Raw genomic sequence first — 17810 nt, forward strand, 5'->3', positions numbered from 1 at the left:
GACCGGAACATCGAGGAAGACCGCATCGTGAGGCTGGCAAGACCACTTCGTTCGCTCTACGTACAAGTTCTGCTGGCGATGGCGCTCGGCGTGAGCGTCGGCCACTTCTGGCCGTCGGCTGGCGCGGCGCTCAAGCCGCTCAGCGACGCATTCGTCGGTCTCGTGCGGATGATGATCGCGCCGATCGTGTTCTGCACGATCGTCTCGGGCATCACGTCGCTCACGAACGGGAAAGCCATCGGCCGCACGATCGTCCGCGCGCTGGTGCTGTTCTATCTGCTGACCGCCGCCGCGCTCGCATTCGGGCTCGTCACCGCGTTCGTGATGCGGCCGGGCGCCGGCATGCACGTCGACGTGCGCCATCTCGATGCGAGCGTCCTGGCGCAATACGCGCAGCATGCGCAACCGCGCGGCCTCGTCGCGTTCGCGCTGAGCGTGATCCCGGATACGATGCTCGGCGCGTTCCAGCGGGGCGAGGTGCTGCCCGTGCTGCTGCTGTCGCTGCTGTTCGGTTTTTCGCTGAACGCGTATCCGCGGGCCGGGCAGCCCGTGCTGGCGCTGATCGACGGTGTCGCGCAGATCGTGTTTCGCGTGCTCGCGATGATCATGCGGCTCGCCCCGCTCGGCGCATTCGGCGCGATGGCCTTCACGGTCGGGCGCTTCGGCATCGGCTCGGTCGGCTCGCTCGCACGGTTGATGGCGTCGTTCTACGTGGCCTGCGCGCTGTTCGTCGCGCTGGTGCTCGCGCCGCTCGCGCGGTTGCACGGTTTCGCGTTGTGGCGGCTGTTGCGCTACCTCCGCGAGGAGTTGCTGATCGTCCTCGCGACTTCGTCCACGGAGCCGGTATTGCCGCGGCTGATCGTCAAGCTGGAGTCGCTCGGTTGCGACAAGGGCGTCGTCGGGCTCGTGCTGCCGGCCGGCTACTCGTTCAACCTGGACGGCACCGCGATCTATCTGACGCTCGCGGCGTTGTTCATCGCGCAGGCGTGCGATGTGACGCTTTCCGCGCCGCAGATCGCCGCGATGCTGGCCGTCATGCTGCTGACGTCGAAGGGCGCGGCGGGTGTGTCCGGCAGCGGGCTTGTCGCGCTCGTCGCGACGCTCGCCGTGATGCCCGACCTGCCGGTCGCCGGCGTCGCGCTTCTGGTCGGCGTCGATCGCTTCATGTCCGAGGCGCGCGCGCTGACGAGCGTGGTCAGCAACGCGTGCGCGGTGATCTTCGTTTCGATGCGGGAAGGGGCGTGCGATCGTGCGCGTCTCGCGCGGATACTGAACGCGACCGAACCGGCTGGCCCCAATGGCGCCGATGAAGCCGACGCTGGCACCGGGCCCGACGGGAAGACGGTCTGACGCGCACCTTCCCGTGGTTCCGGTTCAACGTGCGGAAACGGAATCCAGTCCGGTCGACTTCACATCCACCTGCACGTCGGGCGACGCGAGATAGTCGAGCAGCGCCTTCGCTTCCTCCGGATGCTGCGCGCCGACGGGGATGCCGGCCGCGAAGCGCGTGACCGACTGCAGCGATTCGGGAATCTTCCCGACGAAGGTCGCGCCCTTCACGGGCAGCAGCTCGCTCACCTGCTGAAATCCGATCTCGTAGTCGCCGTTCGCGACCACGGAGGCGACCGGAATCCGCGGGATCATGGTCGCCTTCGATTTCACCTGATCCTCGATGCCGAGCCTCCTGAACAACTCCCGCTCGATGTAGACGCCGCTTGCGCTGTCCGAGTAGGCGATCGACTTCGCATGCAGCAGCACCTGCCTGAGGCCCTCGGCCGTGCCGATATCCGGTTTCGCCGCGCCGTCGCGCACGACCATGCCGATGCGCGAATCGGCCAGCTCGACGCGCGATCCGGCGATCACCTTGCCTTGGCGGATCAGATCGTCGAGCGCATAGCCGACCATGATTACGGCGTCGGCCGGCTCGCCGCGCGCGAGCCGGTTCGGGATCGCTTCAGGCGATTTGCCCATCGACGGGCCGAGCGCGGTATCGAGCGTGTTGCCCGTACGGGACGCGAATCGCGGGCCGAGCAGCTTGTAGGCGGCGGTGAAGCCGCCCGAGCTCATCACGTGCAGGTCGGCGGCCTGCACGTTCGCGGCGACCGCCGAGGTGGCGACGAGCGCGCTCGCGCAGAGTTTCAGGAGCAGGTTTTTGATGGTCATGGTCTTGGCCGTGTGGAGTCGAGGCAGGTCGTCCGGCATGAGGCGTCAGTGCGCCGGCGTCAGCGTGGCCGTCTGCCGGCGATAGAGGGCGAACGTCGCGAGCAACGCGCACACCGCGGCGATGCTCATCCAGTAGCCGGGTGCGGCCTTGTCGCCGGTCATGTGAATCAGCGCCGTCGAGATGGCCGGCGTAAAGCCGCCGAACACGGCCGTCGCGAGGCTGTACGCGAGCGAGAACCCTGCCACGCGCACCTCGACGGGCATCACTTCGGTCAGTGCGACGACCATCGCACCGTTGTAGATCCCGTACATGAACGACAGCCACAGAAGCACGAGCAGCATGTTGACGAACGACGGCGCATGCGCGAGCAGCGACAGCGCGGGATACGCGGTGGCAATCGCGAGCAGCGTCATGCCGACGAGCAGCGGCCGGCGGCCGATGCGATCGGACAGGGCGCCGCCGATCGGCAGCCACACGAAGTTCGACACGCCGACGCACAGCGTCACGAGCAGGCTGTCGGCCGTGCTCAGGTGCAGGACCGTCTTGCCGAAGGTCGGCGCGTAGACCGTGATGAGGTAGAAGCTCGTGGTGGTCATCGCGACCAGCATCATGCCGGCGACCACGACGCCCCAGTTGCGCGCCAGCGTACCGAACACTTCCTTCATGCCCGGACGATGCCGGCGCGCGTTGAACGCCTGCGTTTCCTCGAGTTTGCGGCGCAGCATGAAGATGAACGGCACGATCATGCAGCCGACGAAGAACGGGACGCGCCATCCCCACGCGGCGATGGCCGATGCGCTCAGCCAGTGATTGAGCGCGAAGCCGAGGCCTGCCGCGACGACGATCGCGACCTGCTGGCTGGCGGACTGCCAGCTCGTATAGAAGCCCTTGCGGCCGGGCGTGGCCATCTCGGCGAGATAGACCGACACGCCGCCCAGCTCGGCGCCCGCCGAAAAGCCCTGCAGCAGGCGCCCGACCAGCACGAGCACGGGCGCGAGCAGGCCGATCGTCGCATAGCCCGGCACGAACGCGATCAGGATGGTGCCGCTCGCCATGATCGCCAGCGTGACGATCAGACCCTTGCGGCGGCCGACGTCGTCGATGTACGCGCCCAGCACGATCGCACCCAGCGGCCGCATCAGGAAGCCGGCGCCGAACACGGCGAAGGTCATCATCAGCGACGCGAATTCGCTCGCGGCGGGAAAGAACACGGCGGAGATCTGGGTGGCGTAGAAGCCGAACAGGAAGAAGTCGAACTGCTCGAGGAAGTTGCCGGCCGTCACGCGGAATACCGTGGCGGCCTTCGAACGTCCGGTCGGAAGGCTGGGCGAGGGGTGCATCTGGGTGTCTCCAGGGGAAATCGGGAAGAATGTGCCGGGGAGCGGTCTATTGTGGTTTCGGCAATGTTCGCCTGAAGACGGTCAAACGATAAGTGCGATTTTTGGAAGGATTGATGTTGTATGGTTATCAATCGGGCGGCAGGCTACGCCGGGCGCGCGCACGGCCGGCTCGCAAATCCATCAAAACGCCCGAAAAAAAGCCCCGCATGCGCGGGGCCGTTCGCCTGAACCACCGGCAAATCACGAACGGTCAATGCCGCCCGCGCGTGCGCGGATCGTTCAGTTCCTCGGTCGGATCGGTGAGCCCGAGCTCGTCGCCCGCGCTCCAGTACGGCGTGCTGCCGTAGAACTCGTGCAGCGGCTCGGCCCATTGCGGGTCGGCCATCGCCGGCCAGTGATCCTTGTCGAAGCCCGGCGCGTTGCGGATCCGCTCGGACGACACCGACAGCAGGAAACACTTGCGTTCGGTATCGAGCGTGAGCGCGCTCCATGGAATCGCGAGCAGCTTGTCGCCGATGCCGAGCAGGCCGCCGCTCGACAGCACGGCATATGCGACGCGGCCCGAGCGCACGTCGAGCATGATGTCCTTGATCTTGCCGACGTCGTCGCCATCGGTCGTGTAGACCTTGTCGCCTTCGAGCGTGTCGGCCGCCATCACGTCGGGGCCCGGGCCGGCCGCCGTCGCGGCGCCCTTGCCGATGATGCGCGTCTGTCCTCGATCGGAAGTCTGCATGGTTGTCCTCCTGGTTGCGTGGAGCGCGACCGTGCCCGGGATGGGCCCAGCGGGTCGCGCGGGTTGTCGGGCGGAGCGAGGATCGCCCCGTCACGTACGCTTCGGTTGCGACACGCCTTCGAGCGTGTTCGCGACGTCGTCGCGCGCGGGGCCGGCGGTGCGCGTCGCGATGTCCGCGAGCGACAGCATGCCGACCAGGCGCTTTTCGTGATCGACGACGGGCAGGCGGCGCAGTTGCGCGTCGGCCATGTAGTGCTGGATCTCGTCCAGCGAATCGTCCTCGAAACACCATTCGATCGGGCCCGACGCAACTTCGTGGATCCGCGTCTCCGGCGGCTTGCCGGCCGAGATCGCGCGCACCGCGAGGTCGCGGTCCGTGACCATGCCGATCAGCCGGTTGTTGTCGCACACGGGCAGCGCCCCGATGTCGTAGCGCTCCATCAGTTGCGCCGCATGACGGATAGAGTCGGTCGGCGCGATGCGCACGACGTCCTGCGACATGATTTCGTTGACGCGATGCATGAAGTCCTCCTTCCGGGTTGAAGCGGGGCCGAGCGATTCAGCAAGCGGCGTGCCGTTCGGCACGGGCATTTCGTCGAATCGCCGGCGGTCATTCGTCGCGGCGCTTGCCCGGGTCCTGCCACGGGCCGTCGTCGTGCGTGCCCGGCGGCGTGTCGGGTTCGATGCGCGTGACGCCGCCGGTCGCCGGCGGATCGCTCGCGGGGAACGTGTCCTCGAGCTGCTTGTCGATATGCCGTTCCGAGTGGTGCGTTTTCGTGCGGTCCTGGTCCTTCAGCGGCGGCGAGGCAGGATGCGGGTCGTGCGCCGGCGCGTCGCGGCCGGAACGGGTCGAATCCTTCATGGCAGGCTCCGTGTCGGTGACGATGAGGCGCTCGTCGCGCAACGGCCGTGCCCGATGCATCCGGACGGCACGCGACTTGCCGCGTCGTCGTCCACGACGACACGCGGCGGCGCGCGCCGCGTGCACACGCACATCAAGCGGGAGGACACGATGACGATTCCGAAACGGCGGCCAGGGGTGCGCTATGAAGTCAACGTTTGCGGCGGAGGATTCGAGTCGGTGAAGAGCCATTTCGTCACATGGAAACAGGAGCCGCTGATCTACCGGCCCGATCGCCGCATGTTCGAAGGCAAGGCCGACGTGCGGCCGCTCGACGAGACGTTCGGCTCGACCGAGCCCGCGCGCTTCGCGCTGCAGCGCGCGTGCGATCCGACGGACCCGTATGCGCTCGCCGCGCGGGTGCGCGACGACGATCATGAGCTGTGGCTCGTGATGGCGGCGTACGACGCGTAGCGCGATGGCCTTGAAAGAATTGCAGCGCATGGTGTAGCGAAGACACGTCCCGCCGAGCGGGCGCGCGCGCGTTCGCTCGGCGCCGTGCGGCAAGCGATGCCGGATGGCCGGCACGCGGCTTGCGGATGTGAGTCCGTCAGCATCACGCACGCAGCGGCGAATGCGCCGCCCTGCGATCCATTTTCGTCAGGAGAACGCAGCGATCGAATGCCCATGAACCGAGACGCCACTTCAAACCCCGCCCGGTCGATGCACCGGCCCGACCCGCCGATGCCCGACGTCGAGCCGGACCCCGAACCGCCCCCGCCGGACGATCTGCCGCCCGGCACGCCCGAGCCGTATCACGATCCGGAAGGCGATCCGCCCGCGCAGCCGCCACCGGAACGCGAGCCGCCGACGCGGGAGCCGCCGATCCATGTGCCGCCGACGGGCATACCGCCGGTGGCGTTTAGTCGATCGACGGAGGCGCCGCGATGAGCATCCGCGTGAAACCCGGCATGCTGCGCGACGTAGCGGAGACCCTCGGCCGCCATTTCGAGGCCCGGGCGATGCCGTTCCACGTCGAGGAACACCCGGCGGGCGCCCTGCATTTCGGCTTTCGCGTCGATGGTCATCCGGCGTCGCTGACCGTCACCTTCGACGCGGACGCGTTCGCGGCGCTCGAGCAGGCCGGTGTCGAGCAGCAGCGCGGCGCGCTGGCACGCGTCGCCGCCGAGTTCGACACGATGATGGCGCGGCGCGCGCCGACCGCGTATGCCGGCGATTTCCATTTCAACCGGCTCTGAGCCGTGTCGCCACGGCCGGCCCGGTGCCGCCGACTTCAACGGAGGACTCCGATGAAACCCATCCAGTCGATGCGTGTGGGCGCCTGTGCGTTCGCCGCCGCCTGCGCGCTTGGCGCATGCACGCAGCCACAGGCCACCTACGGCACGCGCGGTGCACCGCCGGCGCCGCCGGACGGCCACGGCGCATCGCCGACCACGACGATGCCGGACGCGAATACGCGCTACGACACGCGTCCGTCGCCGCAGAACACGATGCCGGCGGGCGCGACCGGCGGTGAGCCGGCCGACGTGCCGCCGCCGGGGCCGAACGGTGAACAGGGCGACCGGACGACGCCGGGCACGCCGCCGCCGATGCAATACTGAATGCGCGGCACGCGGCGCGGCCGCCCGGCGCGAATTCCGTGCCCCTAACTTGCCGGCACTTGTAAAAAGGCGGCACCCGGAGACGTCGCAGGCGGGGTACGAACCCGCGAGAGCCGCGACGGACGGCGTTTTGCGGGGTTGGCATGGAAGCTGCGTGAATTCGTCTGAACGCAATTCCGCACACCGCCAGGAGGGCATCGATGTCCGTCACGCTTGCGCTCCAGATGCGACAGCATCTGGCACTCACGCCGAGGCTTCAGCAGTCGCTTCGCTTGCTGCAGTTGTCTTCTCTCGAATTCCAGCAGGAATTGCGGCAGGCGCTCGACTCGAATCCATTTCTCGAAGATGGCCAGGGCGACGACGAAGCCGCCGCCGACGCCGACGCGCCCGAACCCACTGCCGAAGCCGCGCAGCCCGAGCCGCCGCCCGAACGCGACGACGTGCGCCCGCCCGACGGCGAGGTGTCGTATACGGCCGCTCCGGCGCCGCGCGGCACCAGCCGCCAGGCCGACGATGCGAGCGACCTGTCGCCCGGCGAGTGGATGGCGGCCGAGCCGTCGCTGCACCAGCAATTGCACGATGCGCTGCGTCTTTATCCGCTGAACAAGCGCGACCGCGAGGCCGCGCGCATCGTGATCGATGCGCTCGACGAGGACGGCTACCTGCGTCAGGAACTGGCCGAGCTGCTGGTCGCGGCCGATCCGGCGCTGCTGTTGTCGGAGCAGGATCTCGCGGTCGCGCTGCGGCTCGTGCAGATGCTGGACCGTCCGGGTATCGCCGCACGCTCGGTGTCCGAATGCCTGGTGCTGCAACTCGATGCGATTCCCGCCGGCACGCCGGCGCTCGCGGAGGCGAAGGCAATCGCGCGCGACCATCTCGAACGGCTCGCGCGGCGCGAGACGGCGGAAATTCAGCGACGACTCGGCTGCAGCCAGCAGACGATGCAGGCCGCGTGCGCGCTGGTGCGCACGCTCGATCCGCGTCCCGGCAATCACTACGGCAGCACGCGCGGCGACTATGTGATACCCGACGTGATCGTGCGCCAGGTGCGCGACGAATGGATCGTGACGATCAACCCGGCCGTGCTGCCGCGCGCGCGGCTGCACGAGCGCTACGCGGCGTTGTTCGCGCAGTCGAGCGGCGAGCGCGATTCGCCGCTCGGCCAGCAGTTGCAGGAAGCGCGCTGGCTGATCCGCAACGTGCAGAAGCGCTTCGACACGATCCAGCGCGTCGGCGAATGCATCGTCGCGCGGCAGCGCGATTTCTTCCGCTACGGCGAGATCGCGATGAAGCCGCTCGTGCTGCGCGACATCGCCGAGGAACTCGACCTGCACGAATCGACCGTGTCGCGCGCGACCGGCAACAAGTACATGGCCACGCCGCACGGCACATTCGAGTTCAAGCATTTCTTCCCGCGCAAGCTGGAAGCAGCCGGCAAGGGCGTGTGCTCGGCGTCGGCCGCGAAGGTGCTGATCCGCGACATGATCGCGGCGGAGCGCCACAACGATCCACTGTCGGACGTCGCGCTCGCGCAGAACCTCGCGGGGCGCGGCATCCTTCTTGCGCGTCGGACGGTGACCAAGTATCGCCAGGCGATGAAGATTCCGCCGGCTGAGCTGCGCCGGCGTGACGCCGCATGACGATACCGTGCGAACCGCGCGCGGCCCGCGAACCGAGGTGCTCGCGCGCACCACCGAGAGGAGGAATGCCATGCCAGCCAAGTCCCAGGCCCAGCAGCGCGCCGCAGGGGCCGCCCTGTCGGCCAAGCGCGGCGACACCAGGATGAAGGACCTGAAGCCGCCTGCGAAGTCGATGGCCAAGTCGATGAGCGAGAAGGAACTCGAAAGAATGGCTTCGACGCCGGCCCGCGGCAAACCGAGGCACAAGCACGATTCTTGATCGTGCGGCGGCACGCGTCCAAGATCGACGTTCGTCAGGACTCCAGGAGGAATTCATGCTTCGATACGCCATCATCTTCTTCATCATCGCAATCATCGCCGCCGTGTTCGGCTTCGGCGGCATCGCGGCCGGCGCGGCCGAGATCGCGAAGATCCTGTTCTACATCTTCGTCGTGATCTTTCTGGTCACGCTGCTGCTGGGAGTCGTGCGCCGATGACGGCCATGCCCGACCGTTCGCAGCGCATCGCCGAACTCGAAACAGCGCTCGCGAACGGATTTCCATCGCAGTCGACCCTCGTCGTGCATGCGGACGACGCGTCCGGGCGGCTGACGATCCAGGTATCGTGGGTGCGGGTGCCGGCCGATGCGAGCGCGCGTCAGTGGCGCTGCGTGGTGGACCTGCGCTTCGAGCCTGACGTCCTCGCGCGCTATGTGTCCCTCGGCGCGGCCGACCGGTTGCGCGTACGGACCCATATATGCGACATGGCGCGGCGCGCGGTGGATGAACAGAAACCGCGCGTCGAGGACGCCGAGATCGAATGCAGCGTCGCGCTCGACGTGACGCGCGAGGAACTGGATCGCGCACTGAGCGCGCCCTGACACCGCGGCGGCAGCGTGCCGCCGCATCGCGGCGCGCCGTCGCGGTGCATGCCGCGCGGCTCGCCCGTTTCCGGTGACGGCTCCGTGTTCGCCGCGACGCGGTCACGCCCGCCGCCGTCCTGCATCGAACCGATACGAGGAGGCGCGCATGACGAATCTCTCCGATCCGGCAATCGGCCGCAATCCGCCGGCGCGGCATCGCGCTGGCCCGGGGAGCGCCGCGCGGAGGAGCCGGGCCGCCAGGCAGGCGTGCAAGCGGCAAGGAGGACAGGCATGGCACCGCGGATGATCTGGAAAGGCGCGATCAGTTTCGGGCTCGTTCATGTGCCCGTGCAGCTTTTTCCCGCGACGCGCACCGTCAAGCCGTCGTTTCGGCTGCTCGACAAGCGCTCGATGGATCCGGTCGGCTACCGGCAGATCAACAAGCGCACCGGCAAGGAAGTCACGCGCGAGGACATCGTGCGCGGCTACGAGTACGAGAAGGAGCGCTACGTCGTGCTGACCGACGACGAAATCCGCGCGGCGAACCCCGAATCGACGCAGTCCGTCGACATCCTGACCTTCGTCGACGAGGACGCCGTGTCGTTCCTCTATCTCGACACGCCGTACTACCTCGTGCCGGACCGCAAGGGCGAGAAGGTCTATGCGCTGCTGCGCGACGCACTCAAGGACAGCGGCAAGATCGGCATCGCGCTCGTGGTGATGCGCGACCGCCAGCATCTCGGCGCGCTGATTCCGGTCGGACCGATGCTCGCGCTCGATACGCTGCGCTGGCAGGAAGAGTTGCGGCCCCTCGACGAACTGTCGGTGCCGGCCGTTGACGCCAAGGGCGCGGGCGTGACCGCGCGCGAGCTCGGCATGGCGAAGAAGCTGATCGACGACATGGCCGGGAAATGGACGCCCGACGAATATCACGACACGTTTCGCGACGACATTCTCGAGCTGGTCGAGCGCAAGGTGCGCGCGGGCAAGATCGAGGAAATCGAGGAACGGCCTGCGCAGACGACCCGCGCGGCGACCAACGTGGTCGATCTCACCGAATTGCTGAAGCGCAGCCTGAAGGGCGGCGGCGCGCGTGCGGCGGAGCTGCACAATGGGGGCGACGACGAGGACGCGGACACGGACACCGAGCGGGCGTCTTCGTCGTCGCGCGGCGGCGGGCGACGCAAGCCGGCTTCCAGGACCGTAGCGAAGGGCGCGGCCACGAAAACCGCGGCGGCGAAACGGTCGCCCGCGAAACGTGCGGCGACCGGCGAACATGCGGCGAAGAAAGCCACCGCGCGCCGCAAGCACGCGGCATGACGCCGCGCGCAGCGAGGTAATGCAATGCCCGGCAAGCTCGATCCATATCGCCGCAAACGCCACTTCGGCGCGACGCCGGAACCGGAAGGCGCGCACGGGCGTCGGCGGGCGAAGGCGGATGCGAAACCGTCCGCGCGCACGCGCGCCGGCCATCCGCTGCGCTTCGTGATCCAGGAGCATCACGCGCGGCGATTGCACTACGACTTCAGGCTCGAACTCGACGGCACGCTGAAGTCGTGGGCCGTGCCGAAGGGGCCGAGCTTCGATCCATCGGTGAAGCGTCTGGCCGTGCACGTCGAGGACCATCCGCTCGAATATGCATCGTTCGAAGGCGAGATTCCGGCCGGGCATTACGGCGCGGGGTCGGTCGTCGTATGGGACGAAGGCACGTGGACGCCCGACGGCGGACTCGCACAGGCGCGCGACGGCTATCGCGCGGGCAAGCTGACGTTCCGGCTCGACGGCGAGAAGCTGCACGGCGGTTGGGCGCTCGTGCGCAGCGGTCGCCAGCAGGGGCGGCAGGAGCAGTGGCTGCTGATCAAGGAGCGCGACGACGACGCGCGCGCCGCGGACGAATTCGACGTCGTCGGCGAGCGGCCGGGGAGTGTGCATGATGGCGCGGCGCCGCGCGGCCGCGGCGACAAGGCAAAAAAACGCGATGCGCGTGGCGCGCGGCATGACGACGGCGACCGCGGCCGCGACCGCGACGATCGTGACGGCCCGCCTGCAGATCCGTCCGCGATCGAAGGTGCGGTGCGCGCGCCGTTGCCCGAGCGCGTCGCGCCGCAACTCGCGACGCTGGTCGACGCTCCACCGGCTCACGGCGACTGGCGCTACGAACTGAAGTTCGACGGCTACCGGATCCTCGCGCGCATTTCCGGCAAGGGCACGCGCCGGCACGTGAAGCTGACGACGCGTGAAGGTCGCGACTGGACGGCGAAGCTGCGCGCGCAACGCGATGCGCTCGCGGCGCTCGCCGTCGACGGCGCATGGCTCGACGGCGAGGCCGTCGTGCTCGGCGCGAACGGTCTTCCCGATTTCCAGGCGCTGCAGAACGCCCTCGGTGCGGGACGCTCGGACACGGTCACGCTCTTCGTATTCGATCTGCCCTATCTTGACGGCCACGATTTGCGTGACGCACCGCTCACCGCACGCCGCGCGCTGCTCGAACCGCTGCTGGCCGACAGCGACCCGGCGCGACTGCGCTTCTCGCCCGATCTTGGCGACGATGTCGCGTCGCTGATCGCGAGCGCATGCGACACCGGCCTGGAAGGGCTGATCGGCAAGCGCGCGGACTCGCGCTATCGGGCGGGACGATCGCCCGCCTGGATCAAGCTCAAATGCCGGCGCCGGCAGGAGTTCGTGATCGGCGGCTACACGGAGCCATCGGGCAGCCGTCATGGCTTCGGCGCGCTGCTGCTGGGCGTGCACGAACCGGCGGCGGCCGGCAAGCGAAGGCGCGGGCCGACACCGCTGCGCTACGTCGGCAGGGTCGGCACGGGCTTCGACACACGCATGCTCGACCGGCTTGCGCCGATCCTGCGCAAGCACGAGCGCGACACGACGCCGTTCGATCCGCCGCCGCGCGAACGCTCGCGCACGCGTGTGCACTGGATCGAGCCGACGCTCGTCGCCGAATGCGAATTCGCGGAGTGGACCGGCGACGGCATCGTGCGGCAGGCCGCGTTCATCGCGTTGCGCGAAGACAAGCCGGCCGAGCAGATCGTTCGCGAAGTGCCGAAACATACGGAAACGGAGGTGGCGATGGATCGACGTCAGGCCGCGCACGACAAACCTCGCGCCGAGCACGCGTCGCACGCCGCTCACGACGCGAATGGTCGCGAGCACCACGCGCGTTCGCGGGTATCCACGCGCACGGCGGGCAACGACGATACCGGCCCGGATCGGCTCGGCCGCGTGCGTATCACTCATCCGGAGCGCGTGCTCGATCCGGGCAGCGGCACGCGCAAGATTGATCTCGCGCGTTACTGGCAATGGGTTGCGCCGTGGCTGCTGCCGGACCTGAAGGGCCGGCCCGTGTCGCTCGTGCGCGCGCCCGGCGACATTGCGGGCGAGCTGTTCTTCCAGAAGCATGCCGAACGCCGCGAGATCCCGTTCGTCACGCAGCACGCCGGGCTCGATCCGGGGCACGGTCCGCTGCTGTCGCTCGACAGTGTCGACGCGCTGCTCGGCGCCGCGCAGATGGGCACGATCGAGCTGCATACGTGGAACGCGCATGCGTCGAACATCGAGCGGCCGGACCGGATCGTGTTCGACCTCGACCCCGATCCGGCGCTGCCGTGGAGCGCGATGATCGAGGCCGCGCAACTCGTGCGCGGGCTGCTCGACGAACTGGGGCTTGCATCGTTCTGCAAGACGAGCGGCGGCAAGGGGCTGCATGTGGTCGTGCCGATCACGCGGCACCTCGGATGGGACGACGTGAAGGAGTTCTCCCGCGCCGTCGCGCAGCACGTCGCGGCAGCGTTGCCCGATCGTTTCACCGCGACGATGGGGCCGCGTCATCGTCGCGGCAAGATCTTCATCGACTATTTGCGCAACGGTCGCGGCGCGAGCACGATCGCCGCGTATTCGGCGCGTGCGCGGCCCGGGATGGGCGTGTCGGTGCCGCTGCGCTGGGACGAGGTGAGCGGCACGACGGGCGGCGCGCAATGGACGATCGATACGCTGCACGAACGGCTCGACCGGCTCGAACGCGATCCGTGGGAAGGCTACGACGACACGCGGCAGCGCATCACCGCGCAGATGCGCGCGCGACTCGACGCGTCGTGACGTCGCCCGCGCGGTCAACGCCGGTGCTGCTGCAGTCGGTAATACCAGTCCATCAGCGGCGTCGCGGATACGCCGTGCGCGATCACGGACGCCGACACGACGGCCAGCACCGGCGCCGCGAGCGGGCGCACCGCGCTGGACGGCCCGTGTTCGAGCGCGAACAGCAGGTAATAGAACGAGCCGATCCCGCGTATCCCGAACCACGCCATCAGCCGCCGCTGTGCGTGGGTGGCGCGCGAGCCGGTCAGCGTCAGGAGCACCGCGAGCGGCCGTACGGCCACGAACAGCACGACGGCGAGCCCGATTGCGCCCCACGTCATGAGCGGCGCCGACAGCGTCGCGAGCACGCTGCCGATCATCGTCATGATGAGCGCCTCGGCGATCCGTTCGAGCTCGATCGTGAAGTCCAGCACCGATTCGGTCATGAACGCGTGCACCTTCTCCGGATGCTGCTCGGTCGCGGCCACGTCTTCCGAATCGATTCGGCCGATCACTTCGCGCGGCCGCCGGTCGCCGCTCGCGCGATGCTCGACGCGGCGCATCGCGACGCCTGCGGCGAACGTCGCGATGAAACCGAACGTATTCGCGAGCTGCGCGGCGCCGAACGACAGCACGATCAGGGCGAGCGCGAAGAAGCCTTCGAACCCGAGCGCCTGCGCATGGCGGGCGCGCAGCCAGCCGATCGCCTTGATGGCGGCCGCGCCGAGCGCGCCGCCGATCGCGGCCGCGCCCGCGATGCCCCACAACGCGGTCAATGCGAATGCGCCCGTCAGCGCCGGCCGCGCGTGCGGCGTGTCGGACGCGCCGCACAGCGCGAGGCCCGCGAGCGCGAACGGCAGCGCGATGCCGTCATTCAGCCCGCCCTCGCCGGATAGTGCGAAGCGCACCAGGTCGCGGTCGCCGGGATCGTGCACCTGCACGTCGTGCGCGAGCACCGGGTCGGTCGGCGCGAGGATCGCCGCGAGCAGCAGCGCGGGGCCCCATCCCAGCCCGAGCGTCAACACCGCGCAGCCGGCGAGCAGCGGTACGGTGACGATCATCGCGAGCAGGCCGAGCCGGCAGGGCACGAGCCACAACTTGTCGGACAGCGGCACGCGCAGCCGCAACCCGATCGCGAACAGCGACACCAGCAGCGCGACCTCGACGATCTCGCGCAACAGCGGCGCGTCGCGTTCGATGTCGAGATGCAGGAGCCCGGCGCCGGACGGGCCGAGCGCGACGCCGAGCGCGAGATAGATCATCGCGCTGCTGCATGGCAGGTGACGCAGCGCCGACGTCGCGACGCCCATGCCCATCAGCACCGCGCCGATGATCAGATACCACAGCGTTTCATGCATGCAGGCGGAGCGGATCGATACGGAGCGGGCCGGGGGGGCGTCACGGCTTGCGGCCGAACGCCTCGCGCAGTTTCCGCTTCGCGCGTTCGAGTGTCGCGCGGCGCGTTTTCGGCAGGTTGCGGCCGGCGCGATTCAGATAGAAGTTGAGCATCGACATCGCCGACTGGAACGGCGGCGCCTTGCGGCGGCGGCTGCGTTCGGCCGAGCGCTTGAGCGACGCCGCGATCTCGCCCGGATCGTCGGACTTGAAGGTCTCGGGTTCGATGTCCAGCGCGTCGCTCTTTCGCATGACATCGGCGGACCAGCGCTTTCGATGATGCGGATCGTTGCTGCGCGCGCGGCCGGGGCGGCGCGTCACGCGTTTGCCGTGCGCACGGGAGGCGGAAGCGGAAGCTGAAGGCATGACAGGGCTCCGTACGGGGTCGATGGTCCTGCGCAGCAAGCCGCGTGCCGCGCATCGCCGACGGCACATGCCTTGCTGAACCATGGACGCAGGAAATTCCACGACAGCCGTTCCATTGAGGGAGAACGTTCCATGAAGCCAGTATTCGAATCGAAATCTGCCGCGCACCGGATCCTTGCGTGTGCCGCCGTCGCACTCGTCGCGGCCGCACCGGCCGCGTGGGCACAGAATTCGCAACGCTCCGACGAGGGCACCGGCGCGCCGATCCTGTCGCCGCCGGATACGTCCGCACAGGGCACCGGCGGCAGCATGTCGAATGGCAATACGGCGGCGCCGCCGCCCGCGACCCGGATGCAGGAACCGCGCGCCACCCGTTCACACGGGCGGCCGCATGTACGCACCAAGCCGGGCGGCCCGAGCGGCGCCGGCACCGGCGGCAGCGGCAGCACGGGCGGCGCCAACGGTGGCGGCAGCGCGGGGGGCAGCGCCGGCATGGGCGGCGTGGGCGCAGGCGAGGGCGGCACCGGCGCGGGCGCCGGTAGCGGCCGTTCGTCGGGTGCGACAGGCTCGGGCGGCGGCGGCGCGGGCGGTACGGGCAGCGCGGGTTCCAGCGGCTATTGACGATCACGGTGTCGCGCCGGCGCGACCGGCGCGGCGCGATGGCGGGCGCCGGCCGCGGGGCCGGCACACGGCCACCACGCAGGAGGACATCATGGACTCGAATCACCGGACCTCGTTCGACCCGACCGAACTCGACACCGACGAGGTCGACACCGACGATCTCGATACGACGGTACATCTCGACATCGAGACCGGAAGGATCACGTTTCACGCGGCATGGGCCCTGGCGCCCGATGCGCGGCCCGATACCGCGCGGCACTCGGTCGTGCTCGCGCTCGACTGCGACACGATGGAGCGCTACGCGGATCTCGACGACGGCGCGCGGATGCGCGTGCACGCGATGCTGCACGATGCCGTGCAGGCCACGCTCGACACGCTGCCCGACGTCACCGAGGACCTGACGCTGACGGTCGAGCTGACCGACGCGATGCTCGACGCGGCGCGTCATCTGCAGTGAGCCGGTCGAGTCTGCCGCGGCCCGCGCATGGGTGCGGTGTCGGATGCCGGCGCGCGGCGGCTGCCGCGGGCAGTCGCGTTACATCACATTGAAATCTTTGCAGACGCGGCACCGCACGGCGTGACGTCGGCCGTCGCGTGTCACGCGGCGGTTCACGCGCGTGACGCCGTTCGGCGATTGCGGGTCGCGCCCCATGGATGCGAGGGGCGCATGCGGTGCCATTCGCATGCGCGGCACGCCGATTGCTGCGCGACGGGCACGGCACGATCGGTGCCGCGACATCACAGGGAGCGCTCCATGACCGGAAAGCTGGACCATTGCAAGGTGGCGATACTCGCGGTCGACGGCTTCGAGGAAGCCGAGCTCGTCGAACCGCAGCGCGCGCTCAGGGCCGAAGGCGCGCAGGTCGACGTGATTTCGCAGAAGCGCGGCGAGATCCAGGGATTCAGGCACGTCGACAAGGGCGATCGCGTGAAGGTCGATCACACATTCGACGATGCGCGCGAAGGCGACTACGACGCGGTCGTGCTGCCCGGTGGCGTCGTCAACGGCGATGCGATCCGGATGGTGACGGCCGCGCGCGAATTCGTGACAGCGGCCGTCGGCGCGGGCAAGCCGATCGCCGCGATCTGTCACGGCGGCTGGCTGCTCGTGTCGTCGGGGCTGGTGGACGGCCGCACGATGACGAGCTGGCCGAGCCTGCAGGACGACATCCGCAACGCGGGCGGCAAGTGGGTCGACCAGGAGGTCGTGCGCGACGGAAACCTGATCACGAGCCGCAAGCCTGCCGACCTGCCCGCGTTCAACGGCGCGCTGGTGCAATGCCTCGCGTCGCGGGGGGCCTGAGCGATGCCGGCCGATTCGGTCCGCCATGTGACGCTGACCGACGCGCCGCCCGAGTTCGACGGCGCGGCGCTGCAGATGCGCTTCCTCGTCGAGGTGGACGGGAAGCCGCTTACGTGCGCGATCACGGTGGAAGCGCTCGAGGATCATTTCGGCGCGCGCTCGGCGCTCGAAGCCGAGCTCCGCGACGCATTCGAGCGCGGCCGTGCGCGCATCGAGGCCGCATGCGAGGAAGTGCTCGCGGACGGCAAGGGCGGCGTGGAACTGCACAGCGGCTATTTCCGCGTGCGCGACAAGGCGGCCGGTAAAACGGCGCGGGCCGGGCTGTTCCGTTCGAGGAAGTCGTGATCCGCCGGGCTGCGAGTTGCCGACGCGGGCGGGCTGGCGAACCGATCGCGTGCGCGCTTACACGCCGTTGAAAACTTTGCAGCGGCCATCACGCGCTTCGCGGTGACACATCGCGTCGCGCGCCCGTGGCACGCGGGGCGCCCGCGTCCCACCATCTGGCACGCTCCCTGCATGCTTCTCTCGTCGCCGGCGCACGTTTCGCGCCGCGCGTCGCCGCGATGCCGCCGCCGCATCGTGCATCGCCGTCAACGGGGAAAGAGCATGCTGACCGCCCATGAATTCGCCGCGCTGTTCCTGGTGCATCGCGCACCGGAACAGATCCAGACCGACCGCGACGACATCGTCGCCCTGATCGAACGACAGTTGATCGTGATGCGACAGGACGCGTCGGGCACGAGCCGCCCCGCGCTGACCGCCGACGGGTTGACGGTCGTCCGGTGCGTGCAGCGGCACGACGGCCGCGACTTCGGCGGCCACGACGCGTGATTCCCGACGCGTGACGCGCGCGCA

The 17810-nt window shown here is 69.0% G+C and carries 23 protein-coding genes; 16 read left to right on the forward strand and 7 right to left on the reverse strand.

Features of this window, described 5'->3' with window-relative positions:
• The first annotated feature begins 27 nt into the window (after nucleotides 1-27).
• Nucleotides 28-1350 carry a C4-dicarboxylate transporter DctA gene (dctA, locus tag WI26_RS27395; RefSeq protein WP_069228333.1) on the forward strand — a complete coding sequence of 441 codons (1323 nt, stop codon included), beginning with the start codon at nucleotides 28-30 and terminating at the stop codon, nucleotides 1348-1350.
• Between the two features lie 24 nt (nucleotides 1351-1374).
• Here dctA and WI26_RS27400 read toward each other — a convergent pair whose 3' ends face one another.
• The 5 genes from WI26_RS27400 to WI26_RS27420 form a co-directional block, all read right to left on the reverse strand.
• Complete coding sequence (locus WI26_RS27400; protein ID WP_069228334.1) at nucleotides 1375-2157, reverse strand: substrate-binding domain-containing protein; 783 nt, start codon at nucleotides 2155-2157, stop codon at nucleotides 1375-1377.
• 51 nt (nucleotides 2158-2208) lie between these two features.
• Nucleotides 2209-3504 carry an MFS transporter gene (locus WI26_RS27405; protein WP_059511516.1) on the reverse strand — a complete coding sequence of 432 codons (1296 nt, stop codon included), beginning with the start codon at nucleotides 3502-3504 and terminating at the stop codon, nucleotides 2209-2211.
• A gap of 250 nt (nucleotides 3505-3754) precedes the next feature.
• A complete protein-coding gene (locus tag WI26_RS27410; RefSeq protein ID WP_059511515.1) occupies nucleotides 3755-4237 on the reverse strand; it encodes a PRC-barrel domain-containing protein in 483 nt (160 codons plus the stop codon).
• A gap of 90 nt (nucleotides 4238-4327) precedes the next feature.
• On the reverse strand, nucleotides 4328-4759 hold the full coding sequence (locus WI26_RS27415; RefSeq protein WP_059511514.1) for a CBS domain-containing protein: 432 nt from the start codon (nucleotides 4757-4759) through the stop codon (nucleotides 4328-4330).
• Between the two features lie 88 nt (nucleotides 4760-4847).
• Entirely contained in the window at nucleotides 4848-5099 is a 252-nt protein-coding gene (locus WI26_RS27420; RefSeq protein ID WP_059540964.1) for a hypothetical protein, read from the reverse strand.
• 150 nt (nucleotides 5100-5249) lie between these two features.
• Between WI26_RS27420 and WI26_RS27425 the strand changes: the two genes are divergently transcribed.
• The 10 genes from WI26_RS27425 to ligD all read left to right on the forward strand — a co-directional run bounded on the left by WI26_RS27425 (nucleotide 5250) and on the right by ligD (nucleotide 13291).
• On the forward strand, nucleotides 5250-5552 hold the full coding sequence (locus WI26_RS27425; RefSeq protein WP_059511592.1) for a hypothetical protein: 303 nt from the start codon (nucleotides 5250-5252) through the stop codon (nucleotides 5550-5552).
• A gap of 207 nt (nucleotides 5553-5759) precedes the next feature.
• Nucleotides 5760-6029, forward strand: a complete 270-nt coding sequence (locus WI26_RS27430; RefSeq protein WP_155768835.1) for a hypothetical protein — start codon at nucleotides 5760-5762, stop codon at nucleotides 6027-6029.
• Complete coding sequence (locus tag WI26_RS27435) at nucleotides 6026-6337, forward strand: hypothetical protein (RefSeq protein WP_059540835.1); 312 nt, start codon at nucleotides 6026-6028, stop codon at nucleotides 6335-6337. Before WI26_RS27430 ends, WI26_RS27435 begins: the two co-directional genes overlap by 4 nt.
• A 51-nt stretch (nucleotides 6338-6388) precedes the next feature.
• The gene (locus tag WI26_RS27440) at nucleotides 6389-6700 is read left to right on the forward strand and encodes a hypothetical protein (RefSeq protein WP_059511511.1); all 312 of its coding nucleotides are present in this window, start codon (nucleotides 6389-6391) and stop codon (nucleotides 6698-6700) included.
• Nucleotides 6701-6900: 200 nt separating this feature from the next.
• A complete protein-coding gene (locus WI26_RS27445) occupies nucleotides 6901-8340 on the forward strand; it encodes an RNA polymerase factor sigma-54 (protein ID WP_069227953.1) in 1440 nt (479 codons plus the stop codon).
• Nucleotides 8341-8410: 70 nt separating this feature from the next.
• Nucleotides 8411-8599 carry a DUF3008 family protein gene (locus WI26_RS27450; protein ID WP_059511591.1) on the forward strand — a complete coding sequence of 63 codons (189 nt, stop codon included), beginning with the start codon at nucleotides 8411-8413 and terminating at the stop codon, nucleotides 8597-8599.
• Nucleotides 8600-8654: 55 nt separating this feature from the next.
• Nucleotides 8655-8816, forward strand: coding sequence for a DUF1328 family protein (locus tag WI26_RS27455; protein WP_006767422.1), 162 nt, complete (start codon nucleotides 8655-8657; stop codon nucleotides 8814-8816).
• Nucleotides 8813-9199 (forward strand): DUF3022 domain-containing protein, encoded by a 387-nt coding sequence (locus WI26_RS27460; protein WP_059511509.1) that lies wholly within the window; start codon nucleotides 8813-8815, stop codon nucleotides 9197-9199. The genes WI26_RS27455 and WI26_RS27460 overlap by 4 nt, the downstream gene beginning before the upstream one ends.
• A 273-nt stretch (nucleotides 9200-9472) precedes the next feature.
• Nucleotides 9473-10501 carry a Ku protein gene (locus WI26_RS27465; RefSeq protein ID WP_069227954.1) on the forward strand — a complete coding sequence of 343 codons (1029 nt, stop codon included), beginning with the start codon at nucleotides 9473-9475 and terminating at the stop codon, nucleotides 10499-10501.
• A 24-nt stretch (nucleotides 10502-10525) separates the two neighbouring features.
• Nucleotides 10526-13291 (forward strand): DNA ligase D, encoded by a 2766-nt coding sequence (gene ligD / locus WI26_RS27470; protein WP_069227955.1) that lies wholly within the window; start codon nucleotides 10526-10528, stop codon nucleotides 13289-13291.
• Nucleotides 13292-13305: 14 nt separating this feature from the next.
• Here the strand turns inward: ligD and WI26_RS27475 are convergent, their stop codons facing one another.
• Both WI26_RS27475 and WI26_RS27480 read right to left on the reverse strand, forming a co-directional pair.
• The gene (locus tag WI26_RS27475; protein ID WP_069227956.1) at nucleotides 13306-14628 is read right to left on the reverse strand and encodes a cation:proton antiporter; all 1323 of its coding nucleotides are present in this window, start codon (nucleotides 14626-14628) and stop codon (nucleotides 13306-13308) included.
• Between the two features lie 40 nt (nucleotides 14629-14668).
• Entirely contained in the window at nucleotides 14669-15031 is a 363-nt protein-coding gene (locus WI26_RS27480; RefSeq protein ID WP_059511505.1) for a DUF3175 domain-containing protein, read from the reverse strand.
• 132 nt (nucleotides 15032-15163) lie between these two features.
• On the opposite strand from WI26_RS27480, the gene WI26_RS27485 reads away from it, so the two are divergent.
• From WI26_RS27485 to WI26_RS27505, 5 genes are all read left to right on the forward strand, one after another.
• The gene (locus tag WI26_RS27485) at nucleotides 15164-15652 is read left to right on the forward strand and encodes a hypothetical protein (protein WP_059511504.1); all 489 of its coding nucleotides are present in this window, start codon (nucleotides 15164-15166) and stop codon (nucleotides 15650-15652) included.
• Nucleotides 15653-15743: 91 nt separating this feature from the next.
• Entirely contained in the window at nucleotides 15744-16109 is a 366-nt protein-coding gene (locus WI26_RS27490; protein WP_059511503.1) for a DUF3022 domain-containing protein, read from the forward strand.
• Between the two features lie 297 nt (nucleotides 16110-16406).
• Entirely contained in the window at nucleotides 16407-16955 is a 549-nt protein-coding gene (locus WI26_RS27495; protein WP_060324634.1) for a type 1 glutamine amidotransferase domain-containing protein, read from the forward strand.
• A gap of 3 nt (nucleotides 16956-16958) precedes the next feature.
• Nucleotides 16959-17300, forward strand: coding sequence for a DUF1488 domain-containing protein (locus WI26_RS27500; RefSeq protein ID WP_069227957.1), 342 nt, complete (start codon nucleotides 16959-16961; stop codon nucleotides 17298-17300).
• A 261-nt stretch (nucleotides 17301-17561) separates the two neighbouring features.
• Nucleotides 17562-17786 carry a hypothetical protein gene (locus tag WI26_RS27505; protein WP_069228335.1) on the forward strand — a complete coding sequence of 75 codons (225 nt, stop codon included), beginning with the start codon at nucleotides 17562-17564 and terminating at the stop codon, nucleotides 17784-17786.
• Nucleotides 17787-17810: the final 24 nt, after the last annotated feature.

Source organism: Burkholderia diffusa (assembly GCF_001718315.1).
GTDB lineage: Bacteria > Pseudomonadota > Gammaproteobacteria > Burkholderiales > Burkholderiaceae > Burkholderia > Burkholderia diffusa_B.